This is a genomic window from Klebsiella sp. MBT K-1, assembly GCF_002556465.1.
Taxonomy (GTDB): Bacteria; Pseudomonadota; Gammaproteobacteria; order Enterobacterales; family Enterobacteriaceae; genus Klebsiella; species Klebsiella grimontii.
In genome coordinates this window covers 25,804-41,165 of sequence record NZ_PDEL01000024.1, presented here as the reverse complement: position 1 = coordinate 41,165, position 15,362 = coordinate 25,804, and the positions used below count along the sequence as shown (strand labels likewise).

Genomic DNA, 15,362 nt, shown 5'->3' with positions numbered 1-15,362 from the left:
TGACGTCGCGTGCTGTTAATGATTCTCAATTTGGCAGCAGGACGCCCGGACTGTTAACATTGTTCAGACATAATCTATTATTGTCGAAAAAATCGACACTGCTGGACACAATCCATGGCTATTTCTATCAAGACATCTGAAGACATCGAAAAAATGCGCGTTGCCGGCCGCCTGGCCGCTGAAGTGCTGGAAATGATCGAACCCTACGTAAAACCGGGCGTCAGCACCGGCGAACTGGACCGTATCTGCAACGATTATATCGTTAATGAACAAAAAGCCGTTTCCGCCTGCCTGGGCTACCACGGTTTTCCAAAATCGGTCTGCATCTCTATTAATGAAGTGGTGTGCCACGGGATCCCGGACGACGGCAAATTGCTGAAAGATGGCGATATCGTCAACATTGACGTCACCGTCATTAAAGATGATTTCCACGGCGATACCTCGAAGATGTTTATCGTCGGTAAACCGACCATTCTCGGCGAGCGCCTGTGCCGCGTCACCCAGGAAAGCCTCTATCTGGCCCTCAAAATGGTCAAACCGGGGATTAATCTGCGCGCTATCGGCGCGGCTATTCAAAAATACGTCGAAGCCGAAGGTTTCTCCGTCGTGCGCGAGTACTGCGGCCACGGTATCGGCCGCGGTTTCCATGAAGAACCGCAGGTGCTGCATTACGACTCTCCGGAAACCAACGTGGTGCTCAAACCCGGCATGACCTTTACCATTGAGCCCATGGTCAACGCGGGTAAAAAAGAGATCCGCAGCATGAAAGACGGCTGGACGGTAAAAACCAAAGACCGGAGCTTGTCTGCGCAGTATGAGCATACTATTGTGGTGACAGATAACGGCTGCGAAATACTGACGTTACGCAAGGATGACACCATCCCGGCGATAATCTCGCACAACGAATGATGAAAAGCCGGCGCCAGCCGGCTTTTTTATGACGGGCGTCCTGCCCGTCACCCCTTGGGCCGCCGCAGGCGACGTTAAAAATCGCTCCCGGCGATTTTTTATGGGCGATAGTTTTTTCTTATGGTGGCGCAATGAGCAACTCTTTATCTAATACTGTCCCCCCTGACCTGTCCGCTCAGCCAGAAAATCCGGGCGAGTGGCCAAAAAGTGATTTCAATTGCGCGACGATTAAGGCGCTTATCGACGCTTTTCAGCGCTGGCTGGGCGAGGCTTTTGATAGCGGTATTGCCGCGGAAAGATTGATTGAAGCACGTACCGAATTTATCGATCAGCTGCTCCAGCGGCTGTGGGTCGAGTACGGTTTCGGTTCCATTAACGACATCGCGCTGGTCGCCGTCGGCGGTTACGGCCGCGGCGAACTGCACCCGCTTTCTGATATCGATCTGCTGATATTGAGCCGCAAAAAGCTCCCCGATGAGCAGGCGCAAAAAGTCGGCGAGCTGCTGACGCTGCTGTGGGATATTAAACTCGAAGTCGGCCACAGCGTGCGCACCCTCGAAGAGTGCCTGCTGGAGGGGCTGTCGGACCTCAGCGTCGCCACCAATCTGATTGAATCGCGTCTGCTTATTGGCGACGTCGCGCTGTTCCTTGAACTACAAAAGCACATATTCAGCGACGGCTTCTGGCCATCGGAAAAGTTCTTTGCGGCAAAAGTTGAAGAGCAGAATGTACGCCATCAGCGCTATCACGGGACCAGCTACAACCTGGAGCCGGACGTGAAAAGCAGCCCGGGCGGCCTGCGCGATATTCACACCCTACAGTGGATCGCGCGCCGCCATTTCGGCGCCACCTCGCTTGATGAAATGGTCGGCTTCGGCTTTCTGACCGAAGCCGAACGCAACGAGCTTAACGAATGCCTGCATCAGCTCTGGCGCATTCGCTTTGCGCTACATCTTGAGCTCAACCGCTACGATAATCGCCTGCTGTTCGACAGGCAGTTCAGCGTCGCCCGCCGTCTGCGCTATGAAGGCGAAAGCAACCAGCCGATTGAGCATATGATGAAGGATTTCTTCCGCGTCACCCGTCGGGTGAGCGAGCTGAACCAAATGCTGATCCAGCTGTTCGAAGAAGCGATTCTCGCGCTCACCGAGGATGAGAAGCCGCGACCGATTGATGATGATTTTCAACTGCGCGGCACGCTGATCGATCTGCGCGATGACACGCTGTTTATCCGTGAACCGCAGGCCATTCTGCGCATGTTCTATACGATGGTGCGCAACAGCAGCATCACCGGCATTTACTCCACCACGCTTCGCCATCTGCGCCACGCCCGCCGTCATCTGACGCAGCCGCTTTGCTACATTCCGGAAGCGCGGACCCTGTTCCTCAGTATGCTGCGCCATCAGGGCGCGGTAAGCCGCGGGCTGCTGCCGATGCACCGCCATAGCGTGCTGTGGGCCTATATGCCGCAATGGTCGCATATTGTCGGCCAGATGCAGTTCGATCTGTTTCACGCCTATACCGTTGATGAACACACCATCCGCGTGCTGCTGAAGCTTGAGAGCTTCGCCAAAGAAGAGACCCGTAGCCGCCATCCGCTGTGCGTGGAACTGTGGCCGCGCCTGACGCATCCGGAGCTGATCCTTATCGCCGCCCTCTTTCACGATATCGCCAAAGGGCGCGGCGGCGACCATTCGATTCTCGGCGCGCAGGACGTACTGAAATTCGCCGAGCTTCACGGCCTTAACTCGCGCGAAACCCAGCTGGTCGCCTGGCTGGTGCGCCATCATTTGCTGATGTCGGTTACCGCCCAGCGTCGCGATATTCAGGATCCGGAAGTGATCAAGCAGTTCGCCGAAGAGGTGCAAACGGAAAATCGTCTGCACTATCTGGTCTGTCTGACCGTCGCCGATATCTGTGCCACCAACGAAAACCTGTGGAACAGCTGGAAGCAGAGCCTGCTGCGCGAGCTCTATTTCGCCACCGAAAAACAGCTGCGCCGGGGGATGCAAAACACGCCGGATATGCGCGAGCGGGTGCGTCACCATCAGCTACAGGCGCTGGCGCTGCTGCGGATGGAAAATATCAATGAACAGGCGCTGCACCAAATCTGGAACCGCTGCCGCGCCAACTACTTTGTGCGCCATACGCCAAACCAGCTCGCCTGGCATGCGCGCAATCTACTGAAGCACGATCTCAGCAAGCCGATGATCCTGCTCAGTTCCCACGCCACGCGCGGCGGCACCGAGATTTTTATCTGGAGTCCGGACCGCCCTTACCTCTTTGCCGCCGTTTGCGGCGAGCTGGATCGCCGCAATCTTAGCGTTCACGATGCGCAGATCTTCACCACCCGCGACGGCATGGCGATGGATACCTTTATCGTTCTTGAGCCGGACGGCAGCCCGCTTTCCGCCGACAGGCACGAGATGATCCGCGTGGGCCTGGAACAGACCCTCAGCCAGCGCAGCTGGCAGCCACCGGCGCCCCGTCGTCAGGCGGCGAAGCTGAGGCATTTTTCCGTGCCGACGGAGGTGAATTTCCTGCCGACGCATACCGACCGGAAATCCTTTCTTGAGCTGATTGCTCTCGATCAGCCGGGTCTGTTAGCGCGCGTCGGCCAGGTGTTTGCCGACCTCGGCATTTCGCTCCACGGGGCGCGAATTACGACAATTGGTGAGCGAGTAGAAGATTTATTTATAATCGCCACCGCAGACCGGCGCGCCCTTAATAATGAGCTACAGCAAGAAGTGCAACAACGGTTGACAGAGGCCCTCAATCCAAACGATAAAGGGTAACGTATTTTTTTTAAGTAAATGGAAAGAGTAAACAATGCAGCAATTACAGAACGTTATTGAGTCCGCTTTTGAGCGTCGCGCCGACATCACCCCGGCAAACGTGGATACCGTGACCCGCGAAGCGGTTAACCAGGTGATTTCTCTGCTTGATTCCGGCGCGCTGCGTGTCGCTGAAAAAATTGACGGCCAGTGGGTCACCCATCAGTGGCTGAAGAAAGCGGTTCTGCTCTCTTTCCGTATTAACGATAACCAGGTTATCGATGGTGCGGAAAGCCGCTACTTCGATAAAGTCCCAATGAAGTTCGCGGATTATGATGAAGCGCGTTTCCAGAAAGAAGGGTTCCGCGTCGTTCCGCCAGCGGCCGTTCGTCAGGGGGCGTTTATCGCTCGTAATACGGTTCTGATGCCGTCCTATGTGAACATCGGCGCCTACGTTGACGAAGGCTCCATGGTGGATACCTGGGCGACCGTCGGTTCCTGCGCGCAGATCGGCAAAAACGTCCACCTGTCCGGCGGCGTCGGTATCGGTGGCGTACTGGAGCCGCTGCAGGCTAACCCGACCATTATCGAAGATAACTGCTTTATCGGCGCGCGTTCCGAAGTCGTTGAGGGCGTTATCGTCGAAGAGGGTTCCGTTATCTCTATGGGCGTGTACCTCGGCCAGAGCACCAAAATCTACGACCGCGAAACCGGTGAAGTGTTCTACGGCCGCGTTCCGGCAGGCTCCGTCGTCGTCTCCGGCAACCTGCCGTCAAAAGATGGCAAATACAGCCTGTACTGCGCGGTCATCGTCAAAAAAGTCGATGCCAAAACCCGCGGCAAGGTTGGAATCAACGAACTTCTGCGTACCATCGACTAAGCAGTATGAAAAGCGGGAGGCATCCCGCTTTTTTTATATATTAAGCTGGCGAAGATAGATTTTTTCGTTAATTATTCAAAGATTACGATGATATCAAAGGTACCGTTATGTACGATAATCTGAAAAGTCTTGGTATTACCAATCCTGATGAAATCGATCGCTATAGCCTGCGGCAGGAAGCCAACAACGACATTCTGAAAATCTACTTTCAGAAGGATAAAGGCGAGTTCTTCGCTAAGAGCGTCAAGTTCAAATATCCGCGTCAGCGCAAAACCGTGGTCGCCGACGGCGTGGGCCAGGGGTATAAAGAAGTCCAGGAAATTAGCCCTAACCTACGCTATATCATCGACGAGCTGGATCAAATCTGTCAGCGCGATCGTACCGAAATCGATCTGAAACGTAAGATTCTTGACGATCTGCGTCACCTGGAAAGCGTTGTCACCAATAAGATCAGCGAAATCGAATCCGATCTGGAAAAACTGACGCGCAACAAATAAGTTGAGCCTGTTCCCGGCGTTAATCCTCCCGGCCGGGAACGATATTCTATCTCTGCTCATCGAGCTGCAGCGCAATATACAGCAGCAGACGATCGTCAAAATTGCCTAAATCCAGCCCCGTCAGCTCAGAAATGCGGTTCAAACGGTATTCCAGCGTATTGCGGTGAATAAACAGCGCCTTTGAGGTCGCCAGCGGCTGCACGTTATGACGAAACCATGCCTGTAAGGTGCGGCGCAGCAGACCGTTGTTATCCATCGCCTTCAGGCGAACCAGCGGGCGCGCCAGTTCATTGGCCTGCCAGCCGCCGCGCAGGCTATCAAGCAGCACCGGCAGCATCAAATCCTGGTAGAAATAGCTGCGGCTCTCCGGCATCCGCTGCTTGCCGACCATCATCGTGGTTCTGGCGGTGCGGTATGAACGGGCGATGCTGCCCGGCCCGGTAAAAAAGTTTCCCAACGCCACGCGAAAACGCAGCTGACCGTTCTCTTTCATCCTGCTGATCAGCTGCTCGACCCGTTTGCAATGATCTTCCGCATCCCAGCGGCCAAAGGCATTCAGCGCGGGTTTCAGCACCACCATTTCCGTCAGCGAGACAATGGCCACCAGATTATTACGGTCCGGCGTGGTCAACGCGGTCTGGAGCTGCTGCAGCTCCGCCATCGCGCTATCGACGCCCAGCTGGCCGCTATCTACTTCTATCATCGCCACCACGCGCGGCTGATTGAGATCGATCCCCAGACGCTGGGCCCACTCGGTCAGCGCCGGGGTATTCTCTTCCGCCTGAATCAGGTTCATGACCAGTTCTTCGCGCAGACGGCTATCCTGGGCCAGAAGATGCATCAGCCGCGATTGTTCCAGCATCATCTCGGCGGTCATACAAACCAGTTCCCCGTATTTGCGCAGCGACTCCGGTTCCCCGGTCAGACCGATGACGCCGACGATCTCCCCTTCGAGACGCAGCGGCAGGTTTATTCCCTGACGCACGCCGTGCAGATGTCGGGCAACGGCATCATCAATATCGACAACCCGCCCCTGAGAAAGTACCAGCAGCGCCCCTTCGTGCAATTCACCAATTCGCTCGCGGTCTCCGCTGCCGATAATGCGCCCGCGGGCATCCATTACGTTAATATTGGTATCAATAATGCGCATCGTACGCGCCACGATATCCTGCGCCATTTTGGTATCAAGATGCCAGCCAGCCATGTAACCCTCCCGTGAGCAGGCTACCAGCATAAAAGAGTTGGCAAAACGCCGCATTGTGCATTCGCACAAAGGCGGGGCAAGATGTATGGAGTTGTGGAAGATGTCACAGAACGAAAAAGGAAAGGTCCAGCAGCAATAAAAAAGCCCCTTCCCTCCACAAGGAGAAAAGGGGCTTTGCGAACCGTCAAGAATTACTGCATCAGCAGATAAATCGACGTATCGCCGCGCTGGATATTGAGGGCCAGAACCGACGGTTTGGCATCAAAGATTTTGCGCAGGTCGGCGATATTTTTCACCGGCTGTTGGTTAGCGCCAACGATAATATCGCCTTTCTTCAGGCCAATCTGCGCCGCCGGCGTTCCCGCTTTCACATTGCTCACCACAACGCCTTTGTCCTGGCCTTTGTTGCTCATTTCAGCACCTTCAATACCGTTGAAGATAGTGCTTGAATCAACCTGATTCTGATTGCTTTGCTGCAGCTCAACGGTCACCGTCACCGGCTTACCGTCACGCAGCAGGCCAAGCTCGACTTTGCTGCCGATCGGCATGGTGCCCACCTGGGCACGCAGCGCGGCAAAGCTGCTGATCGACTTACCGTTCAGAGTCGTAATCACGTCGCCGGCCTTAATGCCCGCCTTAGCGGCCGCCGAGTTCGGCATCACCTGGCTGACGAAAGCGCCGCGCTGAGCGTCGACTTTCATCGCTTTCGCCAGTTCGGAGTTCAGCTCGGTCCCCATGATACCCAGCTCACCGCGTTTAACCTGGCCAAATTTGACCATCTGATCGGTCAGGTTTTTCACCATGTTGCTCGGAATCGCGAAGCCGATACCAATGTTACCGCCGTCCGGCGCCAGAATCGCGGTGTTGATACCGATCAGCTCGCCGTTGAGGTTAACCAGCGCGCCGCCGGAGTTACCGCGGTTAATCGCCGCATCGGTCTGGATAAAGTTTTCATAATTTTCAACGTTCAGGCCGCTACGACCTAATGCGGAGACGATCCCCGAGGTGACGGTTTCGCCCAGGCCAAACGGGTTACCGATCGCTACGGTGTAATCACCAACGCGCAGAGCGTCAGAGTCCGCCAGCTTAATCGCGCTCAGGTTTTTCGGATCCTGAATCTGAATCAGCGCAATATCAGAACGCGGGTCTTTACCGACCACTTTCGCGTCGAACTTACGTCCATCGCTCAGCTGAACTTTGATCGTGGTGGCGTTATCCACTACGTGGTTGTTGGTGACGACATAGCCTTTAGCGGCATCGATGATCACCCCGGAACCGAGGGCCATAAATTTCTGCTGCTGGCCGCCATCGCTACCCGGCGCGCCGCCCTGCCCGCCGCCCTGACAGAACGGAGAGCTTTGGAACGGAGAACCATCCTGACAGAACGGCGAATTATCGCCAAAGAACTGCTGGAAGTTACGCGGCATCCGCGGCGTATTAACGGTGGTGCTCCCCTCAACGTTAATGCTCACGACCGACGGCATCACTTTTTCCAGCATCGGGGCCAGGCTTGGCATTTGCTGCGCATTAGTCGCCGAAGAAGCTGTTTCCGCCGCGCTCGCAGAGAGAGGGGACAACGCCAGACCTAAACTCAGAGCCAGGGCACTCATTGCTAACGTGGTTTTTTTCATATGTTTCAATCTCGATTTCAGATAACGAATAGTTGCTGTGTTGGTGACTATCAGAGTCATTTTATAGCGCGAAGTTCCGGAATGAAGTTTTGGTAAAAGTAAAAATTTATTGTCCGTCTTTACAAAACTCACCCTTATTCTACGGCCATCAATCGTCGATATTCATCCCATGCATACAAGTCGGTCATTCCGCTGATATAGTCCTGAATGAGACGACAGCGATAATAATATTCCAGCACCGGAAATTCCGGATTATTGCGCGAAATCTTATTTACGGCCTCTATGTAAGCTAACCGATGGCGGGTTGAAAGTTTCTGAAAGAGACGCGATGCAATCGGTAAACTGCGCACCCGCTCTTTTTCCACCAGCAGACTAAATTCATCCAGCGATAATTTTAGCAGCGGCTGGTAGATATCCAACAAACCGCTGATAACGCGATAGCCCTGCAGCTCCAGCTGCTCGACATCAGGATGACTAAATACATGTTTTACCGCAACATTTTTATAAAGCTCAAGCAGTTGGCTGCAATCGCTGTCGTCCTCAAGCAGAGCATGATTAAAATCACCGCTAAAAATCTTCGGCAGATTATCAATAAACCGCCGCGCCGCGTAGGGTACCAGTTTATTGAGCGTATTCACCCGTAAATACATAAAAAACTGATCTTCGGTACTCCGGCTAAGAGAATTCGCACGCGATTTCTCCCAGGCGTTTTCGACAACTTGATTAAACAAAGAGCCTTTTTCGTGAACGCCCCAGGCTTCATAGAGATGCTGATAAAGCTGCTCTACGCTGAAGATGCGTTTTTCTACCGCATCTTCAAGATCGGCGACGCAATATGAGATGTCATCCGCAGCTTCCATAATCCACGTTAATGGGAAGCGATTGTAAGGGGCCAGATCCAGTTCTTTACGTAACCTCGCAATATAGCCCTCTTCGGCTAAATAATAACCAGGTTTTTTCATTAAATAATTGTGGCTGGCTGGCGGTTCCCCGCGCCACCATGCCGGACGCGTATATTTTAGAATACAGCCCACCTGCGCCCAGGTCAGATTCATTCGCATCAGCGTGTGCACTAAGCGAATGCCTTGGGCATTGCCTTCAAACCAGCATAAATCCTGGCGAACCTTGCGTCGGAGCTCGTTCAGCTGGCTATCGCCTTCCTGCAGGCGCAACGCCGCGACCACGCAGCGATCGTCAGTTAATGGCTGGCTGGCCGCATCGCCGGGGAAAAGCCGCTGGCTGAACCAATCGTTAATGGCCGCCTCGCCAAAATGGCCAAAAGGCGGATTGCCGATATCGTGCATCAGGCAGGCCATTTCAACGATGCTTTCGAACGGCCCGGTGAGCTCATCCAGCCCGTAGCTCTCCAGCAGCTTCTGTTCTTTCAGGCGGCTCAGCACTTCTTTAGCGATATAGCGGCCAACCTGTTGAACCTCCAGGGAGTGGGTCAGACGGGTTCGCACCGCGGCGTTGCGCTCCAGCGGGAAAACCTGGGTTTTCTGCTGCAACCGGCGGATCGCCGGAGAGTTGATGATGCGCCCGCGATCGCTTTCGAAAATTCGCAGGATTTCACGCTCCGTCTCAACGCCCTGCGGTGAACGATAGCGGCGACGCCAGTTAATCTTGTTGCGAAAATCGATCTTAGCCATGATCTCCCCCGAGCGAGCAATAACGTTTCCTTCTAAGCGCATGATAGACTATGCCGCTAAAACCCACATATCGCGAGTAAATCTATGAAAATCGGCATTATTGGCGCAATGGAAGAAGAAGTTACCCTTCTGCGCGACAAAATCGACAACCGCCAGACCCTCACTATCGGCGGCAGCGAAATCTACACCGGCCAGCTTCAGGGTATTGACGTCGCTCTGTTGAAATCGGGTATTGGCAAAGTGGCCGCCGCCATGGGTGCGACCCTGCTGATGGAGCACTGCAAGCCGGATGTGATTATTAACACCGGTTCCGCGGGCGGTCTGGCATCAACCCTGAAAGTCGGCGATATCGTCGTCTCCGACGAAACGCGCTATCACGACGCGGACGTCACCGCGTTTGGCTATGAGTATGGCCAACTGCCGGGCTGCCCTGCCGGTTTCAAAGCCGATGATAAGCTGATTGCCGCCGCGGAGACCTGCATCAAGGCGCTGAACCTGAATGCGGTACGCGGACTGATCGTCAGCGGCGACGCCTTCATCAACGGTTCTATTGGCCTCGCAAAAATCCGCCACAACTTCCCCCAGGCCGTTGCGGTAGAAATGGAAGCCACCGCCATCGCGCACGTCTGCCACAACTATGGCGTACCGTTTGTTGTCGTTCGCGCGATCTCTGATGTTGCCGACCAGCAGTCGCACCTGAGCTTCGACGAGTTTCTCGCCGTTGCCGCGAAGCAATCCACCCTGATGGTGGAAAACCTGGTGCAGCACCTGGCCCGTGGCTAAGTCGCTCAACGCGGCGCTTGCCGTCCTGATGCTGCTCGCCCCGGCGTGGCTTTTCGCCGCGCCGCGGGTGATTACGCTCTCTCCCGCCAATACTGAACTGGCGTTTGCCGCCGGTATTACGCCGGTTGGCGTCAGCAGCTACTCCGATTATCCCCCTGAAGCCGCAAAAATAGAGCAGGTTTCCAGCTGGCAAGGAATGAATCTGGAACGTATCGTCGCCCTCAAGCCCGACATGGTGCTGGCGTGGCGCGGCGGCAACGCTGAACGTCAGGTGAATCAGCTTAGCTCGCTCGGGATAAAAGTCATCTGGGTCGAAACGTCGACCATTGAAGACATTATCGCAACGCTTCGCCAGCTGGCGCAGTGGAGCCCGCAGCCGGAAAAGGCGCGGCAAGCGGCGCAGAAAATGCAGGACGAGTACCAGACCTTAAAAGCCCGCTATGCGAGCGGGCCGAAAAAACGCGTTTTTTTACAGTTCGGCGCCAGCCCGCTCTTTACCACCAGCAAAGGATCGATTCAGGATCAGGTTCTGACCCTGTGCGGTGGAGAAAACATTTTTGCCGCCAGCCGGGTTCCCTGGCCGCAGGTGAGCCGTGAACAGGTACTGGCAAGGCAGCCTCAGGCCATTGTCATCGCCGGCGACGCCAGTCAACTTCCCGCCGTTGAGCGCTATTGGCAGAATCAGCTAAAAATTTCGTTTATTGCGCTACATGGCGACTGGTTTGAACGCGCGAGCCCACGTATTATCCTCGCCGCAAAACAACTCTGTACTGCGCTCGAGCAGATAAAATAACCACCTGCTAACCCAGGTGCTCAGAACCTATCCCACCAGGCGCAATTGTTGCAGCCAGTCTGGAGGACAGCGCGGAACAACCGCTGCGTACACGCAGTACGTGAGGTTCGTAAGCGCTGACCAGGGCCAAACTGGCAAATGAAATAGCCTGATGGGATAGACTATAAGTGGGAACTGACGATGCTTGTCTATTGGCTGGATATTATTGGCACCGCCGTGTTTGCCATCTCCGGCGTCCTGCTGGCTGGAAAGCTGCGCATGGACCCTTTCGGCGTGCTGGTATTAGGCGTGGTAACTGCGGTGGGCGGCGGGACTATTCGCGATATGGCCCTTGCTAACGGCCCGGTATTTTGGGTTAAAGATCCTACCGATCTGGTGGTGGCGATGGTCACCAGCATGTTCACTATCCTGCTGGTGCGCCAGCCGCGCCGGTTACCCAAATGGGTACTGCCGGTGCTGGACGCCGTTGGTCTGGCGGTGTTTGTCGGTATCGGCGTCAACAAAGCCTTTATTGCCCATAGCGGGCCGCTGGTGGCCGTCTGTATGGGCGTCGTCACCGGCGTCGGCGGGGGGATCATCCGCGATGTGCTGGCGCGCGAAATCCCGATGATACTGCGTACGGAAATCTACGCCACGGCCTGCATCGTTGGCGGCATCGTGCATGCGACGGCGTACTACACTTTTCAGGTTCCGTTAGAAAACGCGGCGATGATAGGTATGGTGGTCACGCTGGTCATCAGGCTGGCGGCAATCCGCTGGCACCTGAAGCTGCCAACTTTTGCGCTTGATGAGAATGGGCGGTAATAAAAGCAAAACGGTAACCTTAACGTTACCGTTTTTCGCGTTGGCTCCCTCTCTCTGTGGGAGAGGCTGGGGGGGCCGTGCTATCTTTAAACGCTGAACGAGGAGCCGCAGCCGCAGGTGCTTTTCGCATTCGGGTTGGTCACGATAAAACGCGAACCTTCCAGACCTTCGGTATAATCGACGGCGCCGCCGACCAGATACTGCAGGCTCATTGGGTCAACCACCAGGCCGACGCCCTGCTTCTCAATAGTCATATCGCCTTCGTTAACCTGATCGTCGAAGGTAAAACCGTACTGGAAACCGCTGCAGCCACCGCCGGTGATATATACGCGCAGTTTCAGGTTGGGATTGTCTTCATCAGCAATCAGGTCTTTTACTTTAATCGCTGCGGCTTCGGTAAACTCCAGCGGCAACGCTACGTCATCACTCATTTTATGCTCCCATTGATACTTCTGACCGGTTAAAGAATAACCCGACCTTTTGAGCCATTATCCAATACCCGAGTAAATCGTTCAAGTATTCTCCCCGCCGACCGGCTGCGCCCTGGCTTCCTGCTCCGCCTTTTGTTTTGCCAGGGTGCGCTGCAGGATTGTCGAGTATAAAGGCTTACCGCCGAGGAATTGTGCCAATAGTGTTGCGCCGAGACAGGTAATAATCATTGGCAAAATGAGCTGATAGTTATCGGTCATCTCCAGCACCAGAACGATGCCGGTCAACGGCGCGCGAACCGAGGCGGCGAGCAGCGCGCCCATACCGGCGATGGCAAAGGTTCCTGCATCCAGATGATACGCCGGAAACAGCGGGGTCGCCGCCATACCAAATGCCGTCCCCAGCAGCGTCCCCAGCGCCAGCATCGGCGCAAAGATACCGCCGGGCGCGCCGGAAGAGAAGCAGAGCAGCGTGGTGATCACCCGCGCGATAAAAATAAACAGTAGCAGGCCAACGGAAAAATTGCCCGCCGCGGCGATAGGGATCAGGTTAAACCCGCCGCCGGACGCCGTTGGCTGAATCAGCCCCAGTACGCCGCAGCTGCCGCCGATCAGGCCGCCAATCAGCACCCACTTTTTGATATTACCGCCGTGGATCCGCTGGAACATGTCCTGGGTACGCAGCACCAGCGTATTAAACAGTGGGCCAATGCAGCCAAAAATCATCCCGAGGATCAAATACAACCACAGGGTGTTGACCGGCGCATTGCTGAGCTTACCAACCTCGATAACCGCTTTATCGCCGTTGAAGATACGGAAAACAATGGTGGCCATAATCACGCCGGTAAATACGGCTTTAATGGAGATCAGGTTGTAGCGAAACTGCGGGCGCATCTCTTCAATAATAAACAGAATCCCGGCGAGCGGCGCGTTAAAGGCGGCGGAGAGCCCCGCCGCGGCGCCGGTCGCCAGAAGCGTATGGCGCGCTTCCGGGCTACGCATGCGGAACACGTCCACCACCATACGCCCAAGGTTGCCCCCAAGCTGGACCATCGGCCCTTCGCGTCCCAGCACCATTCCCGCGCCCAGCGTACCCATGCCGCCGATAAACTTCACCGGCAGCACGCGCCACCAGCGGACGGGACGCAGCTCTTCCAGCGCGCCTTCAATTTCCGGGATCCCGGAGCCGCCCGCTTCCGGCGCAAAACACCGCACGAGGAAATAGCCCACCATTGCCAGCAAAGCGGAGAGTATAAAGGCCAGCGGCCACACCAGAAACCAGTGGTCAGCCACCTCTACCAGCGCGCCAATACGCAGGTTCTGCACCCAGTTGACGCTTTTCTCAAACGCGACGCCGACCAACCCCGCCAGCGTTCCGACAACGGCGGCCATTAATAACACCGCCAGCGGCGTCTTATCACGCTGAATCAACCGACGCACGGCATCGCTGCGGCGAACGCGTACGAACTGATGTGCTGAAGAAGAGGGATTTTCTGCTTTCATGCCATTATCAATGATGAGTAATACAAATAGAAAGAAGGGCATTCTAGCCAACCGGACAAGCGCCGTCGTCAAAAAAATGCGCCGCGACCTCATTGTTTCAATTGGGCAAAACTTTCATAACCTTCCTGGAATAACTTAGAATAGTCGACAAAACATTTTTCACGAACCAGGACCCAGGCAATGAGCAAATCTGAAAATCTGTATAACGCTGCGCGTGAACTTATTCCCGGCGGCGTGAACTCTCCGGTACGTGCCTTCACCGGCGTCGGCGGTACGCCGCTGTTTATCGAGCGCGCAGACGGCGCTTACCTTTACGACGTTGATGGTAAAGCGTATATCGATTATGTCGGTTCCTGGGGCCCGATGGTGCTGGGTCACAACCACCCGGCCATCCGCAACGCGGTCATTGAAGCCGCCGAACGCGGTTTAAGCTTTGGCGCGCCGACGGAGATGGAAGTCAAAATGGCGGCGCTGGTTACCGAACTGGTCCCGACCATGGATATGGTTCGCATGGTGAACTCCGGTACCGAAGCGACCATGAGCGCCATTCGCCTGGCCCGCGGCTTCACCGGCCGTGACAAAATCATTAAGTTCGAAGGCTGCTACCACGGCCACGCCGACTGCCTGCTGGTGAAGGCCGGCTCAGGCGCGCTGACGCTCGGCCAACCGAACTCGCCGGGCGTGCCGGCGGACTTCGCCAAACACACGCTGACCTGCACCTATAACGATCTGTCATCGGTTCGCGCCGCGTTCGAACAGTATCCGCAGGATATCGCCTGCATCATCGTTGAGCCGGTGGCCGGTAATATGAACTGTATCCCGCCGCTGCCGGAGTTTCTGCCGGGCCTGCGCGCGCTGTGCGACGAGTTCGGCGCGCTGCTGATTATCGATGAAGTGATGACCGGCTTCCGCGTGGCGCTGGCCGGCGCGCAGGATTACTACGGCGTGGTGCCGGATCTAACCTGCCTTGGCAAAATCATCGGCGGCGGTATGCCGGTAGGCGCATTCGGCGGTCGTCGTGAAGTGATGGATGCCCTCGCGCCGACCGGCCCGGTTTATCAAGCAGGCACCCTCTCCGGCAACCCCATTGCGATGGCGGCAGGTTTCGCCTGCTTAAGCGAAGTGGCGCAGCCCGGCGTGCACGAGACGCTAACCGAACTGACCAACCAGCTGGCCCAGGGTCTGCTGGACGCCGCTCGCGATGCCGGTATCCCGCTGGTGGTGAATAACGTTGGCGGCATGTTCGGCATTTTCTTTACCGACGCGCCAACCGTGACCTGCTACCAGGACGTGGTCAAATGCGACGTAGAGCGTTTCAAACGCTTCTTCCACCTGATGCTGGAAGAGGGCGTCTATCTGGCGCCGTCGGCGTTTGAAGCGGGCTTTATGTCCATCGCCCACAGCGAAGAAGATATCGACAACACCGTTGCCGCCGCGCGTAACGCCTTCGCGAAGCTGTAACTCTGATTGCCGGGGCTGCTCAGCCCCGGCAATGCCTCTCCGAGGT

Annotated in this window: 13 protein-coding genes; 8 read left to right on the top strand and 5 right to left on the bottom strand. The window is 55.8% G+C overall.

What is annotated here, in order from left to right; all coding sequences use genetic code 11:
* Positions 1 to 114: 114 nt before the first annotated feature.
* The 4 genes from map (at position 115) to CMQ96_RS26275 (ending at position 5,060) form a co-directional block, all read left to right on the top strand.
* Positions 115 to 909 (top strand): type I methionyl aminopeptidase, encoded by a 795-nt coding sequence (gene map, locus CMQ96_RS26290; protein WP_098067561.1) that lies wholly within the window; start codon positions 115 to 117, stop codon positions 907 to 909.
* A gap of 131 nt (positions 910 to 1,040) precedes the next feature.
* The gene (gene glnD, locus CMQ96_RS26285) at positions 1,041 to 3,704 is read left to right on the top strand and encodes a bifunctional uridylyltransferase/uridylyl-removing protein GlnD (RefSeq protein WP_024360359.1); all 2,664 of its coding nucleotides are present in this window, start codon (positions 1,041 to 1,043) and stop codon (positions 3,702 to 3,704) included.
* 34 nt (positions 3,705 to 3,738) lie between these two features.
* Positions 3,739 to 4,563 (top strand): 2,3,4,5-tetrahydropyridine-2,6-dicarboxylate N-succinyltransferase, encoded by an 825-nt coding sequence (gene dapD / locus CMQ96_RS26280; protein WP_004872026.1) that lies wholly within the window; start codon positions 3,739 to 3,741, stop codon positions 4,561 to 4,563.
* Positions 4,564 to 4,670: 107 nt separating this feature from the next.
* The gene (locus tag CMQ96_RS26275) at positions 4,671 to 5,060 is read left to right on the top strand and encodes a DUF3461 family protein (protein ID WP_004098742.1); all 390 of its coding nucleotides are present in this window, start codon (positions 4,671 to 4,673) and stop codon (positions 5,058 to 5,060) included.
* 46 nt (positions 5,061 to 5,106) lie between these two features.
* Here CMQ96_RS26275 and cdaR read toward each other — a convergent pair whose 3' ends face one another.
* From cdaR to dgt, 3 genes are all read right to left on the bottom strand, one after another.
* Entirely contained in the window at positions 5,107 to 6,264 is a 1,158-nt protein-coding gene (cdaR, locus tag CMQ96_RS26270; RefSeq protein WP_004098741.1) for a DNA-binding transcriptional regulator CdaR, read from the bottom strand.
* Between the two features lie 191 nt (positions 6,265 to 6,455).
* Positions 6,456 to 7,895 carry a serine endoprotease DegP gene (gene degP / locus CMQ96_RS26265; protein WP_004098740.1) on the bottom strand — a complete coding sequence of 480 codons (1,440 nt, stop codon included), beginning with the start codon at positions 7,893 to 7,895 and terminating at the stop codon, positions 6,456 to 6,458.
* A 134-nt stretch (positions 7,896 to 8,029) separates the two neighbouring features.
* Positions 8,030 to 9,544 carry a dGTPase gene (dgt, locus tag CMQ96_RS26260; RefSeq protein ID WP_098067560.1) on the bottom strand — a complete coding sequence of 505 codons (1,515 nt, stop codon included), beginning with the start codon at positions 9,542 to 9,544 and terminating at the stop codon, positions 8,030 to 8,032.
* An 84-nt stretch (positions 9,545 to 9,628) separates the two neighbouring features.
* Here dgt and mtnN point away from each other — a divergent pair, with 84 nt between their 5' ends.
* From mtnN to CMQ96_RS26245, 3 genes are all read left to right on the top strand, one after another.
* Positions 9,629 to 10,327, top strand: a complete 699-nt coding sequence (mtnN, locus tag CMQ96_RS26255) for a 5'-methylthioadenosine/S-adenosylhomocysteine nucleosidase (RefSeq protein WP_024360357.1) — start codon at positions 9,629 to 9,631, stop codon at positions 10,325 to 10,327.
* Positions 10,320 to 11,120 carry a vitamin B12 ABC transporter substrate-binding protein BtuF gene (gene btuF / locus CMQ96_RS26250; RefSeq protein WP_004872042.1) on the top strand — a complete coding sequence of 267 codons (801 nt, stop codon included), beginning with the start codon at positions 10,320 to 10,322 and terminating at the stop codon, positions 11,118 to 11,120. The genes mtnN and btuF overlap by 8 nt, the downstream gene beginning before the upstream one ends.
* 180 nt (positions 11,121 to 11,300) lie before the next feature.
* Positions 11,301 to 11,924 carry a TRIC cation channel family protein gene (locus CMQ96_RS26245; protein WP_004129095.1) on the top strand — a complete coding sequence of 208 codons (624 nt, stop codon included), beginning with the start codon at positions 11,301 to 11,303 and terminating at the stop codon, positions 11,922 to 11,924.
* 86 nt (positions 11,925 to 12,010) lie between these two features.
* Here the strand turns inward: CMQ96_RS26245 and erpA are convergent, their stop codons facing one another.
* The gene (gene erpA / locus CMQ96_RS26240) at positions 12,011 to 12,355 is read right to left on the bottom strand and encodes an iron-sulfur cluster insertion protein ErpA (RefSeq protein WP_004098733.1); all 345 of its coding nucleotides are present in this window, start codon (positions 12,353 to 12,355) and stop codon (positions 12,011 to 12,013) included.
* Positions 12,356 to 12,436: 81 nt separating this feature from the next.
* On the bottom strand, positions 12,437 to 13,855 hold the full coding sequence (gene clcA / locus CMQ96_RS26235) for a H(+)/Cl(-) exchange transporter ClcA (RefSeq protein WP_098067563.1): 1,419 nt from the start codon (positions 13,853 to 13,855) through the stop codon (positions 12,437 to 12,439).
* 180 nt (positions 13,856 to 14,035) lie between these two features.
* On the opposite strand from clcA, the gene hemL reads away from it, so the two are divergent.
* Positions 14,036 to 15,316 (top strand): glutamate-1-semialdehyde 2,1-aminomutase, encoded by a 1,281-nt coding sequence (gene hemL / locus CMQ96_RS26230; RefSeq protein WP_004129093.1) that lies wholly within the window; start codon positions 14,036 to 14,038, stop codon positions 15,314 to 15,316.
* The last annotated feature ends 46 nt before the right edge of the window (positions 15,317 to 15,362 follow it).

Excerpts from the sequence above, each read along its gene's own strand:
- map (WP_098067561.1), top strand. The coding sequence starts at position 115 with ATGGCTATTTCTATCAAGACATCTGAAGACATCGAAAAAATGCGCGTT.
- glnD (WP_024360359.1), top strand. The coding sequence starts at position 1,041 with ATGAGCAACTCTTTATCTAATACTGTCCCCCCTGACCTGTCCGCTCAG.
- dapD (WP_004872026.1), top strand. The coding sequence starts at position 3,739 with ATGCAGCAATTACAGAACGTTATTGAGTCCGCTTTTGAGCGTCGCGCC.
- CMQ96_RS26275 (WP_004098742.1), top strand. The coding sequence starts at position 4,671 with ATGTACGATAATCTGAAAAGTCTTGGTATTACCAATCCTGATGAAATC.
- cdaR (WP_004098741.1), bottom strand. The coding sequence starts at position 6,264 with ATGGCTGGCTGGCATCTTGATACCAAAATGGCGCAGGATATCGTGGCG.
- degP (WP_004098740.1), bottom strand. The coding sequence starts at position 7,895 with ATGAAAAAAACCACGTTAGCAATGAGTGCCCTGGCTCTGAGTTTAGGT.
- dgt (WP_098067560.1), bottom strand. The coding sequence starts at position 9,544 with ATGGCTAAGATCGATTTTCGCAACAAGATTAACTGGCGTCGCCGCTAT.
- mtnN (WP_024360357.1), top strand. The coding sequence starts at position 9,629 with ATGAAAATCGGCATTATTGGCGCAATGGAAGAAGAAGTTACCCTTCTG.
- CMQ96_RS26245 (WP_004129095.1), top strand. The coding sequence starts at position 11,301 with ATGCTTGTCTATTGGCTGGATATTATTGGCACCGCCGTGTTTGCCATC.
- erpA (WP_004098733.1), bottom strand. The coding sequence starts at position 12,355 with ATGAGTGATGACGTAGCGTTGCCGCTGGAGTTTACCGAAGCCGCAGCG.
- clcA (WP_098067563.1), bottom strand. The coding sequence starts at position 13,855 with ATGAAAGCAGAAAATCCCTCTTCTTCAGCACATCAGTTCGTACGCGTT.
- hemL (WP_004129093.1), top strand. The coding sequence starts at position 14,036 with ATGAGCAAATCTGAAAATCTGTATAACGCTGCGCGTGAACTTATTCCC.